This window comes from Brevibacillus brevis, from assembly GCF_001039275.2.
Taxonomy (GTDB): Bacteria; Bacillota; Bacilli; order Brevibacillales; family Brevibacillaceae; genus Brevibacillus; species Brevibacillus brevis_C.
On record NZ_CP030117.1, the window covers coordinates 842,968 to 856,224 of the forward strand.

The 13,257-nt window shown below is 46.2% G+C and carries 17 protein-coding genes; 9 read left to right on the top strand and 8 right to left on the bottom strand.

Going from position 1 to position 13,257, the window contains the following annotated elements; genetic code table 11:
* Positions 1–19 precede the first annotated feature (19 nt).
* The 6 genes from AB432_RS04430 to arsC all read left to right on the top strand — a co-directional run bounded on the left by AB432_RS04430 (position 20) and on the right by arsC (position 4,211).
* A complete protein-coding gene (locus AB432_RS04430) occupies positions 20–1,162 on the top strand; it encodes a sensor histidine kinase (RefSeq protein ID WP_048031211.1) in 1,143 nt (380 codons plus the stop codon).
* Positions 1,159–1,758 carry a response regulator transcription factor gene (locus tag AB432_RS04435; RefSeq protein ID WP_048031212.1) on the top strand — a complete coding sequence of 200 codons (600 nt, stop codon included), beginning with the start codon at positions 1,159–1,161 and terminating at the stop codon, positions 1,756–1,758. Before AB432_RS04430 ends, AB432_RS04435 begins: the two co-directional genes overlap by 4 nt.
* A gap of 165 nt (positions 1,759–1,923) precedes the next feature.
* The gene (arsR, locus tag AB432_RS04440; protein ID WP_271755388.1) at positions 1,924–2,229 is read left to right on the top strand and encodes an arsenical resistance operon transcriptional regulator ArsR; all 306 of its coding nucleotides are present in this window, start codon (positions 1,924–1,926) and stop codon (positions 2,227–2,229) included.
* Positions 2,230–2,292: 63 nt separating this feature from the next.
* Positions 2,293–2,730 carry an ArsI/CadI family heavy metal resistance metalloenzyme gene (locus tag AB432_RS04445; RefSeq protein ID WP_048031214.1) on the top strand — a complete coding sequence of 146 codons (438 nt, stop codon included), beginning with the start codon at positions 2,293–2,295 and terminating at the stop codon, positions 2,728–2,730.
* 15 nt (positions 2,731–2,745) lie between these two features.
* A complete protein-coding gene (gene arsB, locus AB432_RS04450) occupies positions 2,746–3,786 on the top strand; it encodes an ACR3 family arsenite efflux transporter (protein ID WP_048031215.1) in 1,041 nt (346 codons plus the stop codon).
* A gap of 20 nt (positions 3,787–3,806) precedes the next feature.
* Entirely contained in the window at positions 3,807–4,211 is a 405-nt protein-coding gene (gene arsC / locus AB432_RS04455; protein ID WP_048031216.1) for an arsenate reductase (thioredoxin), read from the top strand.
* Positions 4,212–4,280: 69 nt separating this feature from the next.
* Here the strand turns inward: arsC and AB432_RS04460 are convergent, their stop codons facing one another.
* From AB432_RS04460 to AB432_RS04495, 8 genes are all read right to left on the bottom strand, one after another.
* Positions 4,281–4,805 carry a GNAT family N-acetyltransferase gene (locus tag AB432_RS04460; protein WP_048031217.1) on the bottom strand — a complete coding sequence of 175 codons (525 nt, stop codon included), beginning with the start codon at positions 4,803–4,805 and terminating at the stop codon, positions 4,281–4,283.
* A gap of 172 nt (positions 4,806–4,977) precedes the next feature.
* Complete coding sequence (locus tag AB432_RS04465; protein WP_235617614.1) at positions 4,978–5,748, bottom strand: matrixin family metalloprotease; 771 nt, start codon at positions 5,746–5,748, stop codon at positions 4,978–4,980.
* Positions 5,749–6,118: 370 nt separating this feature from the next.
* Complete coding sequence (locus tag AB432_RS04470) at positions 6,119–6,682, bottom strand: hypothetical protein (RefSeq protein WP_048035696.1); 564 nt, start codon at positions 6,680–6,682, stop codon at positions 6,119–6,121.
* A 220-nt stretch (positions 6,683–6,902) separates the two neighbouring features.
* Positions 6,903–7,196 carry a spore coat protein gene (locus AB432_RS04475; RefSeq protein WP_048031219.1) on the bottom strand — a complete coding sequence of 98 codons (294 nt, stop codon included), beginning with the start codon at positions 7,194–7,196 and terminating at the stop codon, positions 6,903–6,905.
* A gap of 14 nt (positions 7,197–7,210) precedes the next feature.
* Entirely contained in the window at positions 7,211–7,405 is a 195-nt protein-coding gene (locus AB432_RS04480; protein ID WP_048031220.1) for a hypothetical protein, read from the bottom strand.
* 28 nt (positions 7,406–7,433) lie between these two features.
* Positions 7,434–8,570, bottom strand: coding sequence for a zinc-dependent alcohol dehydrogenase (locus AB432_RS04485; RefSeq protein WP_048031221.1), 1,137 nt, complete (start codon positions 8,568–8,570; stop codon positions 7,434–7,436).
* A 15-nt stretch (positions 8,571–8,585) separates the two neighbouring features.
* Positions 8,586–8,957, bottom strand: coding sequence for a spore coat protein (locus tag AB432_RS04490; RefSeq protein ID WP_048031222.1), 372 nt, complete (start codon positions 8,955–8,957; stop codon positions 8,586–8,588).
* Positions 8,958–8,970: 13 nt separating this feature from the next.
* On the bottom strand, positions 8,971–9,216 hold the full coding sequence (locus AB432_RS04495) for a hypothetical protein (RefSeq protein ID WP_048031223.1): 246 nt from the start codon (positions 9,214–9,216) through the stop codon (positions 8,971–8,973).
* A gap of 210 nt (positions 9,217–9,426) precedes the next feature.
* Between AB432_RS04495 and AB432_RS04500 the strand changes: the two genes are divergently transcribed.
* The 3 genes from AB432_RS04500 (at position 9,427) to AB432_RS04510 (ending at position 13,203) form a co-directional block, all read left to right on the top strand.
* Positions 9,427–10,401 carry an ROK family protein gene (locus AB432_RS04500; RefSeq protein WP_048035697.1) on the top strand — a complete coding sequence of 325 codons (975 nt, stop codon included), beginning with the start codon at positions 9,427–9,429 and terminating at the stop codon, positions 10,399–10,401.
* Positions 10,402–10,479: 78 nt separating this feature from the next.
* Complete coding sequence (locus AB432_RS04505; protein WP_048031224.1) at positions 10,480–11,544, top strand: Gfo/Idh/MocA family protein; 1,065 nt, start codon at positions 10,480–10,482, stop codon at positions 11,542–11,544.
* 72 nt (positions 11,545–11,616) lie between these two features.
* Positions 11,617–13,203, top strand: coding sequence for a glutathione ABC transporter substrate-binding protein (locus AB432_RS04510; protein ID WP_048031225.1), 1,587 nt, complete (start codon positions 11,617–11,619; stop codon positions 13,201–13,203).
* The last annotated feature ends 54 nt before the right edge of the window (positions 13,204–13,257 follow it).

The window sequence follows — 13,257 nt, forward strand, 5'->3', positions numbered from 1 at the left end:
GAAGAAAAGGTGGGCAAGCATGCAGAAGCAGAAGTGGTATCACATTCTACAAAAAAATACGGGTTTGAGCCCTTATGTGTGGGTTGTCTTCTACATCCTGCCATTCTATTTCATCTTCCGGTCATCCTCGACGTACGAAGCGGTGATCGGAATCATCATGATCATTCTGTTTTTCATTTGCTATGTATTCTCCTTCCTGTCAAAGGGCTGGCTGATTTACTTTTGGACGAGTGTGCAGATCATCATATCCATCGCCATGACCTTGATGTTCGGCTATGTGTATTTCTCGCTCTTCCTGGCGTTTTTTATCGGGAATATCGAGAACAAGATCGGCTTTGTTACGCTGTACACGGTTCATTTGATTAGCACCACCATATCGGTCAACATCGGCTTTTTCACCAAAAACGCGCAATTGATTGGCCAGCTTCCGTTTGTTTTGGTTAGCATGATTGCGGTCATTCTCTTGCCCGTGACCACGTACAACTGGAATAAGCGAGAGAAGTTGCAGGGAGAGCTGGAGCATGCGAACAAGCGAATATCGGAGCTGGTCAAGCTCGAGGAACGCCAACGCATTGCCCGCGATTTGCATGATACGTTGGGGCAGAAGCTCTCCTTGATTGGGTTGAAAAGCGATTTGGCGAACAAGCTGATCAACAAAAATCCTGCTCTGGCGAGAACAGAGCTGGAAGAAATCAGGCAAACGGCGCGAATCGCTTTGAAAGAAGTACGGGAAATGGTCACGCAAATGCGTGGGACGCGGCTAGAAGATGAGATGTTTCGGATCAAGCAAATTTTCAAGGCGGCGGAAATTGAATTCGTGCTGGAAGGCGACACGAATCTGACCAACACTTCGCTGATGACAGAAAACGTGTTGTGCATGTGTCTGAAAGAAGCAGTCAACAATATTGTGAAGCATAGCAATGCCACCGCCTGCTCCATCGTCATCGAACCCACCCGTACTGATCTCGTCGTAAGCGTAACGGACAATGGGATTGGAATGGCGGAGGAATTGGTCTATCGAGGCAACGGTTTGCGCGGGATGAAGGAACGGCTGGAATTTGTCAACGGAAGCATGGAAATCCAGTCCTCCATGTCTGGAACACAGCTAGTGATTCGAGTACCCAACGTCTTCAAACAACCTGAACAGGAGGCGGGAGGATGATTCGCATTGTCATTGCAGAGGATCAGCGGATGCTCTTGGGAGCCCTTGCTTCCCTGCTCGATTTGGAAGAGGATATGAAGGTCGTCGGAAAAGCAAGTAATGGTGAGGATGCGGTCAAGCTCGTGCATCAGCATCAACCCGACATTTGCATCATGGATATCGAAATGCCGGTCAAAAGCGGATTGGATGCTGCCGAGGAATTGAAAGGCAGCGGCTGCAAGGTGATGATTCTGACGACCTTTGCCCGCCCAGGTTACTTCGAACGAGCACTGAAGGCAGGTGCAAACGGCTACTTGCTCAAGGACAGTCCGAGCGAAGAGCTGGCCAGCTCGATTCGCAGCATTATGGCAGGGCGGCGGATCTATGCGCCTGAGCTGGTCGATGAGGCATACGGACAAGAGAATCCACTGACGGAGCGGGAAAAGGAAGTCCTGCTTTTGATCGCTGACGGGAAGAACACCAAGGAGATTGCCAGCCAACTGTATATTACGACAGGGACTGTGCGGAATTACATCTCCGTTATTCTCGACAAGCTCGGTGTGAGCAATCGGATCGAGGCGATTATGCATTCCAAGGAAAAAGGCTGGTTTAAGTAGCAGATCAGTTGGAGGAGGCCCTTTCTGTTTTGGCAGGAAGGGTTTTTGTTTTTTACAATCATTAATCAAAAAAAATTGATGTTACGATTGCATCTTTCGGGGAACCATGCATATAATAAATATATCAAAAAAAATTGATGAATGAGGTCATCTTCCATGAACGATATGAAACAAAAGCTGGAGCAATATGAGAAGAAATTCAAAGCTCTTGCCGATCAGAAACGATTAGAAATCATGTATGAGCTTTGTCAGAGAGGCAAGACGTGCGTATGTGACCTCACTGAGGTTTTTGACATGCCACAATCGAAGTTATCCTATCATCTCAAGATTTTGTTGGATGCGAATCTGATCATAAAAGAAACCAAAGGTACTTGGAGTTATTACGACTTGAACGACAGCGAAGTCAATCAACTGTTATCGGAAGAGCTTTGTTGTATTTTCAGGAAAACAGGTAAAGGCAGCTGCTGTTAATTTTTTTAAACCTTATATCAATTTTTTTTGATGAATCTATGTAATCTTAGGAGGAACATGAGAATGAAGTATGTTCACGTTGGGATTAACGTTACGAGCCTGGAGAAATCGATTGAATTCTATCAAAAGGTATTTGGAGTAGAGCCTGTGAAGGTAAAGACCGATTATGCAAAGTTTTTGCTGGAAAGCCCGGGGCTGAACTTTACGTTAAATGTCCGCGACGCCGTTAGTGGGAATCAAGTCAATCATTTTGGATTCCAGGTTGAAAGTACGGAGGAAATTGTTGCTCATAAGGAAAGGCTAGAAAAAGAAGGCTTTTTCGCACGAGATGAGATGGATACGACATGCTGCTATGCTGTGCAGGATAAATTTTGGGTAACAGATCCAGACGGGAATGAATGGGAATTTTTTTACACCAAGGCTGACAGTGACGTTCATAAAATCGAATCCTCTTCCTGCTGTGCAGATTCAAATACAGTCGTAAGCAAAGCTTGCTGTTAAACGAAGGAGTGCTTCATGAAACAACTATCCTTTTTAGATCGCTACTTAACGCTGTGGATTTTCCTTGCCATGGTTATTGGAATTACGGTAGGAACATTCTTTCCGGCCTTCACAAGTGGATTGAACAGCTTGCAAATTGGTACAACATCCATCCCTCTTGCCATTGGCTTAATTTTGATGATGTATCCCCCACTGGCAAAAGTTCGTTACGAAGAGATGGGACGTGTCTTTCAAGATCGTAAGGTTCTTTTTCTTTCCCTCATTCAAAACTGGGTGATTGGTCCGGTTTTGATGTTCGTGTTGGCAATCGTTTTCTTGCCAGATAAGCCAGAATATATGGTAGGGCTGATAATGATTGGCTTGGCACGTTGCATTGCCATGGTGATTGTGTGGAATGACCTAGCTAAGGGCGATACCGAGTATGCAGCCGGACTTGTGGCGTTTAATTCTGTATTTCAGATGCTGTTCTTTTCGGTTTATGCCTATGTGTTTGTTACGATTATTCCAGAATGGCTTGGTATCCAGGGAGCAGTCGTTGACATTACGATGGCGGAAGTAGCCAAATCAGTGTTCATCTACTTGGGTATCCCATTTCTTGCAGGGATGCTGACGCGCTTTACTTTGGTGAAAGCAAAAGGCAGACAGTGGTATGAGAAAGTGTTTATCCCCAAAATAAGCCCTATGACATTAATAGCGTTGCTTTTTACGATCGTCGTCATGTTCTCGATACAAGGAGAAAATATCGTGAGTGTACCAGTTGATGTGGTTCGAATCGCGATCCCCCTTCTTATCTATTTCATCTTGATGTTCTTTATTTCGTTCTTTATGGGGAAAAAAATTGGTGCGAACTATCCGGTGACAACGACGCTTGCGTTTACGGCAGGCAGTAATAACTTTGAGTTGGCAATCGCAGTAGCAGTCGGTGTTTTTGGGATTCACTCAGGTGCCGCCTTTGCAGCTGTCATCGGTCCTCTTGTTGAAGTTCCGGTGATGATTGCCTTAGTTAACGTAGCATTATGGTTCAAGCGGAAGTATTTTGCCAATTCAATATCGTAATGGAAAAAGGTGAGTATATCATGGAAAACAAGAAGACTATTTACTTCTTATGCACAGGGAATTCTTGCCGTAGCCAAATGGCGGAAGCATGGGGAAAGAAATATTTAGGTGACTCGTGGAATGTGTTTTCTGCGGGAATTGAAGCGCATGGTGTCAATCCAAATGCCATTCGAGCTATGGAAGAAGTGGGAATAGATATTTCCAAACAAACATCTGACGTCATTGATCCTGATATCCTAAACAAAGCAGATCTGGTCGTGACACTATGTAGTCATGCAGACTCCGTTTGCCCAACCACACCACCTCATGTGAAACGCGTCCATTGGGGATTTGACGATCCCGCAGGAAAAGAATGGTCTGAGTTTCAAAGGGTTAGAGACGAAATTGGGACACGTATTAAAGCGTATAAGGAAACGGGGAAGTAGTTTTTGGGTGAGGGGAAAGTGGAGTGTCGCTGTACAGCGAATGGAGGCTGTCAGAAGACACTCTTTTTCTTATTTTTCCAACGAATAAAAACAGTCATTCACCATCCTGCCAGCAATTTCAGTGCTTTCGGGCACGATTTTATCCAGCTTCATTCCAGACTTTTCCAAAACACGTCGTGAAGCCACATGCTCTTCGGAACAAACAGCCGTAAATTTCTTGAATCCAAACGTATCCACAGCGAAATCAAATACGCGTCTGATTGCTTCCGTTGCATAGCCCTTGCCTTTGAATCCGTCCAGAATGATGAAGCCTACTTCCGCAGTGAGATTTTCCCGGTTACGGGTGCAGATGCTAATCAAGCCAACGTCGCTACTGGAGTCGGTTTCACGTATGATCCAGGTTAGCCAGTGGATGGATTCGAGGCTCCACGGAGCGAGTTCTTTCTCAAAGTTACGGCGGATATCTTCCTCGCTCATGGTCGCTCCGATATGCTCCATCAGTGTTGGGTTGGAATAGATGGAGCGGATCAGCTCCCAATCGGGTAATGCCACTTTAGTGAGAGTCAGGCGCGCACTGAGAATTTGATTATTCATGGGGAGCCTCCTTTGGTAATCGTAAGGAATATTTATAATAGTATCCGCAATTAGATAAGAAGGAAAGGAGTCTATCACCAAGAGTGGGGGTGTTCATCAAAAAAGGCCGTCGACTTTCTCGACAGCCAAAAGAGTGCCTTGCCTTGTCTTTTTATGTGGGACAAAGCATTCGTTATCGACTATAAATTCTTATAAGCTCATTGATGTCATTTTGTGTAGGGCCTGTAATTCTTGTTAGCCAGGAATTATTCATGATCGAGTGATCCGACCTATGATTTAGTCGTAGGACATGTCCAATCTCATGAGTAGCCAAAGCTTCTAAATAAGCGGCGTTTCTGTTGCTCACTCTGTTCCATTGGATGACGGTACCACCGGTAACTCTGGAACCATTCGATTGCCACCAGCCAAATCCATCATACCCCCTCGCATAGCCTTCACCTAAGGTTATGGGAGCATTTTGTGTTGGTGTTAATGAAACAATTCCTGTGTTATTCCAATTTCGTATGGCATTTTCATAGGCCTGTCTGAGAGCAGGGATATTCGTCGTAATTGTTACCTGATACGAGACTAATACCTTATTTTGATCGGTTGCAGGTGGGTTTCCATTAATAAAAGCAGAGGCAACATAGTGTTTTACGCCGTTTTTCTCGTAGAAAAACCATCTATTATCAGGGGCATTTGTCCAAAAGTCATTGAGCGAGGTCCCTCGGGTCCAACCTGAAAATTGTACACGGGTATTTGGTTGAAGCTTGTCGATGATAGTAGCAGAAGTAGTCGGGCCGGTACGGATATTGACAGGGATCGAAGCGGATACACCACTAAAATCTACGCGATACTCGGATTGATCCTGTGCGTGTGTCGGCGTTACAAAATATCCATTTACAAGAGTGACAAGAGAAATGGTGAGCAATAAAAGTTTACCCAAAATTCTTTCTAACATCATGAAGCTCCTTTCCAAACAAGAGTTTTCGTGTTTCCAAGTACAGTTCTCTGTGGACCTCCTTCTCAATTTTTTTGATTACAAAAACAATTTCATTCCTACTAGTCCATCTCTTTTGAGTAGTTTGAAATTGTTTGTCTAATGGTAAAATAAATACCCAATATTTTCAAGATAACTACAAATCATTTACAATATTGTCGTTTTTTACTGAAAATGATCAAGAAGCTTCGGTAGAGGTTGGAGTCCTCTGCCTGTGGCCAAAGAGAAAAGGAAAAAAGCTGATGTCGATTGAGTTTCGACGTCAGCTTGTGGACGGGATACATGTCATGTGCCTAGTAATTGAGGACGCGGTTATCCCATTATTCTGATTAGCCTATAGGCGCTTGATCAGGTTCATTGTTCCCGATGATCTGATAATGATCCAGCCGTCAGGAATAGGCGAGCCTAGCATCACCCATACCTCTTGACCAGAAGAAGCGTTGTTCAAATTTTTAATCTGGTTCATATTCCCAGAGCTTCTGATCACAACCCAGCCGTCAGGAATAGGCGAGCCGAGCATTACCCAAACTTCCTGGCCAGAAGAAGCGTTATTCAAATTTTTGATCTGGTTCATATTCCCAGAACTTCTGATCACAACCCAGCCGTCAGGAATAGGTGAGCCGAGCATTACCCAAACCTCGTAACCAGCAGGAGCATTGTTCAAATCCATAATCAGGTTCATATTGCCAGAAGATCTGATCACGACCCATCCGGTTGGAATAGGCGAGCCGAGCATTACCCAGACTTCTTGACCAAATGCGGCATTTTTGATTATTGTTTTTGCGGAGGCGGGCGCCTTCTCCTGTGAAGGTAGATCTGCCCCTTGGGCTTGAGCGGCTACACTTGGTACAGCGACAACTGAGCTTAATGTCAGGATGATCAAGGCTTTTTTAAACATGAACATCAACCTTTCTTGACAGTGGTAAATGTAGCGCTGAAACGATCATCGAGTAGATGCCAGATGTTGCGGTACTCTATCAAAGATATAAGGTGGATATCATCGCCTCTCTCTAAAAAAGCCATATATACCATTTTATAGGATGTTTCTTCCTTTTGCTTTAGGAGATATTGTCGAATAGTAGACAAAATAAAAAGCACCCATAAAGGATGCTTTCACTTCACGAAAGATTTAACGCGGTCTGGATATTTTGCTGATCCAACTGAATCTGCTCGGTAATATTCCATGGATGATACCAGCCTCGCTCAATCATGTACAGGCTGATCTTTTCGTGTAAATCGATTGCTTCTTCCAATTGCTTGGTTAGTATTGCCTTAATTTCTGGGGTGCCTGTTTCCGTCAGTGCCATCGCATAGTTCCGCACACCGCTTTTGGCGGAGATGAGAAAGTCCATGGCGATTACTTGATCCGTCAGGGCACCCATACCAGCTAAGCTTTGAAGAATGCCAGACATTCCATGTTTCCCCCCTATGAATTTGCTTTTAATAGTAAAGAGTTCAGCTCCTGAAGCTGTCTGGTCGAGACGAGAACATCATCAGCCAAAAATTTCCTCAACGTCTCGTCTGAAACTAAGGCTTGCATTGTCTTTGACTTGGTCATGCATATGGTTTTAAAAGCAGCGATCTCATGCAGTTCAAGCTGTTCATGTAATCCGTAACCCATCGTAGCAAAATCCTCCCTTCTGTCTTCATCAAGGCTTCAAAATGACTTTTATGCAATTGTCGGTTTTCGTATCGAACACTTCGTATCCACGCTTAGCTTCACTCAAAGGGATGACATGCGTAATGATGTCGCCTGGATCGACTTTGCCGGTGGTAATGAGCTCATACATATATGGCATGTAGTGGATCACAGGAGCTTGTCCGGAACGTATGTTGACATTGCGTTGCATGATGTCTCCAAGAGGGAAGGCATTATAGCGCCCGCCATAAACACCGGTTATTTGGATCGTACCGCCTTTGCGGACTGCTTGGGTAGCGATGACAATTGCGCCCATAGCGCCTCCTTGCAGCTTCAAGCCACTCGCCAGAAACTCCAGAGCGGACATTTTTCCATCCATGCCAACCGCATCGATGACAACATCAGCACCGCCCTTCGTGATTTCTTTGAGGTAGTTGCCGATATTCTCCTTTTGCTCAAAGTTTACGATTTCAACGTTGTTTGTACGCTTTGCATGTTGCAGGCGGTAATCGATATAATCAACTGCAATCACACGTTTTGCACCCTTCAGCCAACAAAACTTTTGCACTAGAAGACCTACTGGGCCGCAGCCGAGAACGATCACGGTATCTCCGTTCTTGACACCTGCGTTATCTACGCTCCAATAGGCAGTTGGCATGGCATCGGCAATCAAGCACAGCTTTTCATCTTCTGCTTCGCAGTTTTCGGGTAGCTTGAAATGGGTAAAGTTCGCAAAGGGGACCCGTAAATACTCAGCCTGTCCCCCAGGATAACCGCCCGTTGTACCGGAATATCCGAAAAAGCCACCCATTTCCCCATTCTCGTTTGAATTGTCACATTGGCTTTCTAAATGGTTTTGGCAGTAAAAGCATTCGCCACAAGCAATCGTAAATGGAATGATGACACGGTCGCCCTTTTTCAGCTTGGTAACACCGGGGCCTACCTCTTCGACAATGCCCATTGGTTCGTGACCGATAATATAATCCTCTTGCAAATTGGGTATCATGCCATGAATTAAATGGAGATCAGATCCGCATATGGCGGTGCTTGTCAATTTCACGATCATATCATCGGGCTTTTCCATCTTCGGATCGGGTACCTCTTTTACCACTACGTTTTTAATGCCTTGGTATGTAACAGCTTTCATCGATAAGTTCCTCCATCACTGGTGTTCATCTGGTGTCCGATCGAACATGCCTTTTCGCGAGGTATCCTCAGGGAAGAGGTTCATTTGCCCGATTTGGATCGTTTCCAAGGCCGAGAGGTGGTCTAGTTGATACTGTTCATGGAGCTCGTAGGGATGAAACCACTTTTTCCTGAGCATCAACTCCGCGATTTCTTGATGGAGAGCAATTCCTTGATGGAGTTGTTTCCGCAATACGGATCTTGCTTCCGGAGTAACCGTTTCCGTCAGGGCGATTGCCGTGTTTCGGACGCCTTCTTTGGCACGAAGGAGGAAGTCCATCGCAAAAGTCATATCTGCCTTCTCCGGCATGTTTAACGCATTGATCGGGTCTAGATAATCGTTGTTCATCGGATTCTCACCTTCAGTTTATGATGGGGGTCGGACGAGTTTGCGGAATCGGTGCCTGGAAGGGGGCGTTCTTGTAAATAGCTTGGAGCTCAGCGATTGCTTGAATGGATTGCTCTACATCTTTTTGCATTAACGCCCGCAAATCCTGATCGAATACAATGCCTTGCATCAGCTTGGATTTGGCGAGGCAGAGTGTTTTGAAGTTAAGTACTTCATGAATATCCAGTGATTCATGGGCAGCCAGCGTCTGTTTATTCAACGCGCAACCCTCCTTTTGGGCGTTTTAACAGTTTTATTCTGTCCTTTGTGTTTCTTGGTATTCGAAAGAAGAATTCTGCCGACAAGTAGAATTTTTCGAATAATCTGGACGAAAGGGAGGGGGTGTGCTACAAATAAAGCTAAGTTGAATTTATAAAGTCATTGGAGAAATTAATGAGGGGTAGTAATGGTGAACGAAGGAGAGACGAGCATGACAAAAGATGAATATGCGATTGGGCTGGATCTGGGCGGGACCAAAATCTTGGCTGGTTTGGTTGATCGTAGAGGCAGGATCATCGCACAAAAGCTGCTGCCAACCATCGCGGAAGATGGGGAAAAGGCAGTGATCGAAAGGGTGCTTTCTGCCATTCACGATGTCCTGTCAGAAAGCGGCATCGATCTCGAAAAAGTAAGCGGTGTAGGCATTGCTTCAGCTGGTGTGATTAACAGCGAGAGCGGCGAGGTCATTTTTGCGAGCAATCTGGGTTGGCGAAATGTACCGATTGGCAAGTTGATCGGGCAAAGGTTCGGATTGCCTGTCCGACTGTTCAACGACGCGAATGCGGCTGCAATTGCAGAGTGGCTATGGGGCGCAGGTGTCGGTACACGAAATATGATTTACGTTACGGTCAGCACAGGGGTAGGGGCAGGGATCATCAGTGATGGTCGGCTGGTTTCAGGTAGAGATGGGAGCGCGGGAGAATTTGGTCATATCTCGATCGATTGGAATGGACCGTCATGTCGCTGTGGAAATCGCGGATGTCTGGAAAATTACGCTTCCGGTACTGCCATCGAAAACAGCGCCCGTCAAAAGCTGACAACTGCAAAGGAGCCTGTCATCGATCGATTCCTTGTGGAAAATGGCGAGCTGACGGCAAAAGTGATCAGTGAAGCTGCGCTTGCAGGAGATCCATTTTTCGCGCAAATCGTAAAGCAAGCCGGGTTTTTCTTAGGTATAGGAGCCGCTAATCTGATCTATTTGTTTAATCCGGAGGTTATCGTCTTCGGAGGCGGGGTTATGAACGCTTCTGCATTATTGCTTCCCGAAATCGAAAAGAGCATGAGGGATAGATGCATAGCTGGATTGGCGGAGAAAGTGCGGGTGGTTACGAGTCATATCGGGATAGAAGCTGGAGTGATGGGAGCGGCAGGGGGAATATTCGAAAAACCTTATTGCAAAAATTAAAACAATTTTGTATCATCTTATTAATTACTCCACTGAAAAAACTAATTAAAAATGAGAAGCAAGGAGGAAGACAACATCATGGCAAAAGTGAGAGTTGCGGTGATTGGTGCAGGATCAATTTCAGACATGCACTTGCAATCGTACCAGCAAAACGAGCGTACAGAAATTCGTGCCGTCGTGGACTTCAACGAGGAGCGCGCTCGGGAAAAAGCACAGAAGTACGAGGCCGAGACCTACTACAGCAAGCTTGAGGATGTTCTCGCAGATGAACAGGTGGACGCAGTGAGTATTTGTACATGGAACAACACGCATGCAGATATTGCCATCGCTGCTCTTAGAGCGGGTAAGCACGTGCTTTTGGAAAAGCCTTTAAGTACAACAGTTGAAAGCGCTCTCCTGATAGAAAAGGCCGTAAAAGAGAGTGGCAAGCTGCTCCAGGTGGGCTTTGTGAGAAGGTACGATACGAATGCGCAATTGCTCAAGCAGTTCATCGAGGCGGGCGAGCTGGGTGACATTTATTACGCGAAGGCATCCTGTCTGCGCCGTTTGGGCAATCCGGGAGGTTGGTTCGCTGACAAGGACAGATCTGGCGGAGGTCCACTCATCGATCTCGGCGTGCATGTCATTGATCTGTGCTGGTACTTGATGGGCTGCCCAAAAGTAACGACCGTCAGCGGCAATACATACAACAAGCTGGGCAATCGCGCTAACGTCAAAAATCTCTCCTTTTACAAAGCCGCTGACTACGACCCTTCCCAAAACACCGTGGAGGATATGGCCAATGCACTCATTCGCTTTGAAAACGGAGCGTCGCTTTTCGTCGATGTGAGCTATACACTGCATGCGAAAAAAGACGAGCTGGCCGTCAAGCTGTACGGGGACAAGGGAGGCGCAGAGGTGGAGCCAGAGCTTTCCATCATTGCAGAAAAGCATGACACGATCCTGAATGTCAGCCCGCAGATGGATAAACTATCGTTTGATTTCAAGCGAGGCTTCCAAAATGAGATCGATCACTTCATCGCAAGCCTATTAGGTGAAAAAGAAACGCTCAGCCCTGTACAGGACGGCGTGGAGATGATGAAGATTCTGTGCGGCATTTACGAATCAGCTGCGACCGGAAGAGAAATCGTATTTACCCGATAACCGGCAGGCAAGACCTATCCATGGACATCCAGATATCACCCATAGAGTAGATGAAGACAAGGGGGAAAAGAAATGAAAAAAGCATCGTTTTTGCGAACAGCATCCGTCTTACTTTTTTCAGTGGCTTTACTTTTCGGATGTTCCAGTGGCGGTGGCAGTGGTAGTGGAACTTCGGCAGCTTCCAATGGGGGGACAACGACGGGAGCGCCGCAAAAGGATCAGATGGTCATCGCCGTAAACGAAAACTTCATCACGATGGACCCGCAAAATACAGGGGATGCACTGTCATCGGGTGTCCAAAGCGCAATGTTTGAAGGGCTTCTGATTTACGACAAGGATTTGAAGCTTATGCCGGGTTTATCGACTGAATATTCGGTGAATGAAGATGCGACAGAGTACACCTTCAAGCTCCGGCAAAACGTGAAGTTCCATGACGGCACACCATTCAATGCCGAAGCGGTCAAAATCAACTTCGATCGGATGAGCAACAAAGACAACAACTTGAGAGCTTATCGAAACTACAAATACATCAAGTCCACAGAGGTTGTCGACGAGTACACAGTGAAAGTGACGCTGAACCAGCCGTTTTCCGCGATGATCAACAAGTTCACGACCGGAATCATCAGCCCGGCGGCTCTGGAAAAGTACGGCAAAGACATTACCAAAAATCCAGTCGGTACAGGTCCATATAAATTCGTGGAATGGGTACAGGGTGACCATCTGACGGTAGAGCTGAATCCAGATCACTGGAACAAGGGTGCAGCCAAGGTCGGTAAAATCGTCTACAAGCCCGTTCCTGAAAACGGCTCCCGCGTAGCCATGCTGAAGACCGGTGAAGCCGATGTCATTTATCCGTTGCCGGAGCAGCAAGTAGAGACACTGAACGGAGCAGAGGGAGTAAAGGTAGAGCGCACACCTTCGACCATCACCAGGTATGTCTCGATCAATATGCTGAAAAAGCCGTTTGATGATCCGCGCGTTCGCCAAGCCATCAATCATGCAGTGGACAAGGACGCGTTCATTAAAGTCGTGAAATCCGGATACGGCGCACAACTGGAATCCGTGATGTCTCCGACGATTGCCCACTACGCGAAGCAAGGCGCGTATGAATACAGCATCGAAAAAGCGAAGCAGCTTTTGAAAGAAGCAGGCTACGAGAACGGCTTCACAACGGACATTTGGGGAAATACGAACTCGGATACGATGAAGGGCATGCAATTCATTCAGCAGCAATTGCAGAAGGTCGGCATCACCGTTGAAGTGAAATCGATGGAAGAAGCCACGCTGTCCGATGAAATCTACGGCATCAAGTCTCCAGAAGAAGCAAAAATGAACATGTGGTACGTTAGCTGGTCTTCCGCTGATCCAGACAATGCGATGCGTTCGTTGTTTAGCAGCGAAAACTTCCCGCCAGCGGGAGCGAACACGGCTTTCTACAAAAATAACCTCGTCGACCAAAGTATCAAGGAAGCGACACAATCGTCAGACCAAGACAAGCAAAAGCAGCTATATGGTGTCGTGCAAGAACATGTGTTTAAAGATGCACCATGGATTTTCCTCGCAGTCGATGAAATCTTGTACGGAAAACGTGCGAACGTGAATGGTGTTTATATCACACCGAGTGGCGGCATCTATGTAAGAGAAGCGGCGTTCCAATAATACTTGAAGCAGCGTTCGGGCATTGTCTGCCGCTGGGCGCTGCTTTTCTTTTAG

What these genes read in the sequence shown, in the direction of transcription:
- AB432_RS04505 (WP_048031224.1), top strand. Translation starts at nt 10,480, where the DNA reads ATGGCAAAAGTGAGAGTTGCGGTGATTGGTGCAGGATCAATTTCAGAC.
- AB432_RS04460 (WP_048031217.1), bottom strand. Translation starts at nt 4,805, where the DNA reads ATGAATAATCAAATTCTCAGTGCGCGCCTGACTCTCACTAAAGTGGCA.
- AB432_RS04510 (WP_048031225.1), top strand. Translation starts at nt 11,617, where the DNA reads ATGAAAAAAGCATCGTTTTTGCGAACAGCATCCGTCTTACTTTTTTCA.
- arsR (WP_271755388.1), top strand. Translation starts at nt 1,924, where the DNA reads ATGAAACAAAAGCTGGAGCAATATGAGAAGAAATTCAAAGCTCTTGCC.
- AB432_RS04490 (WP_048031222.1), bottom strand. Translation starts at nt 8,957, where the DNA reads ATGAACAACGATTATCTAGACCCGATCAATGCGTTAAACATGCCGGAG.
- arsC (WP_048031216.1), top strand. Translation starts at nt 3,807, where the DNA reads ATGGAAAACAAGAAGACTATTTACTTCTTATGCACAGGGAATTCTTGC.
- AB432_RS04430 (WP_048031211.1), top strand. Translation starts at nt 20, where the DNA reads ATGCAGAAGCAGAAGTGGTATCACATTCTACAAAAAAATACGGGTTTG.
- AB432_RS04485 (WP_048031221.1), bottom strand. Translation starts at nt 8,570, where the DNA reads ATGAAAGCTGTTACATACCAAGGCATTAAAAACGTAGTGGTAAAAGAG.
- AB432_RS04445 (WP_048031214.1), top strand. Translation starts at nt 2,293, where the DNA reads ATGAAGTATGTTCACGTTGGGATTAACGTTACGAGCCTGGAGAAATCG.
- AB432_RS04475 (WP_048031219.1), bottom strand. Translation starts at nt 7,196, where the DNA reads ATGTCTGGCATTCTTCAAAGCTTAGCTGGTATGGGTGCCCTGACGGAT.
- AB432_RS04480 (WP_048031220.1), bottom strand. Translation starts at nt 7,405, where the DNA reads ATGGGTTACGGATTACATGAACAGCTTGAACTGCATGAGATCGCTGCT.
- AB432_RS04500 (WP_048035697.1), top strand. Translation starts at nt 9,427, where the DNA reads ATGACAAAAGATGAATATGCGATTGGGCTGGATCTGGGCGGGACCAAA.
- AB432_RS04435 (WP_048031212.1), top strand. Translation starts at nt 1,159, where the DNA reads ATGATTCGCATTGTCATTGCAGAGGATCAGCGGATGCTCTTGGGAGCC.
- AB432_RS04470 (WP_048035696.1), bottom strand. Translation starts at nt 6,682, where the DNA reads ATGTTTAAAAAAGCCTTGATCATCCTGACATTAAGCTCAGTTGTCGCT.
- AB432_RS04465 (WP_235617614.1), bottom strand. Translation starts at nt 5,748, where the DNA reads ATGATGTTAGAAAGAATTTTGGGTAAACTTTTATTGCTCACCATTTCT.
- arsB (WP_048031215.1), top strand. Translation starts at nt 2,746, where the DNA reads ATGAAACAACTATCCTTTTTAGATCGCTACTTAACGCTGTGGATTTTC.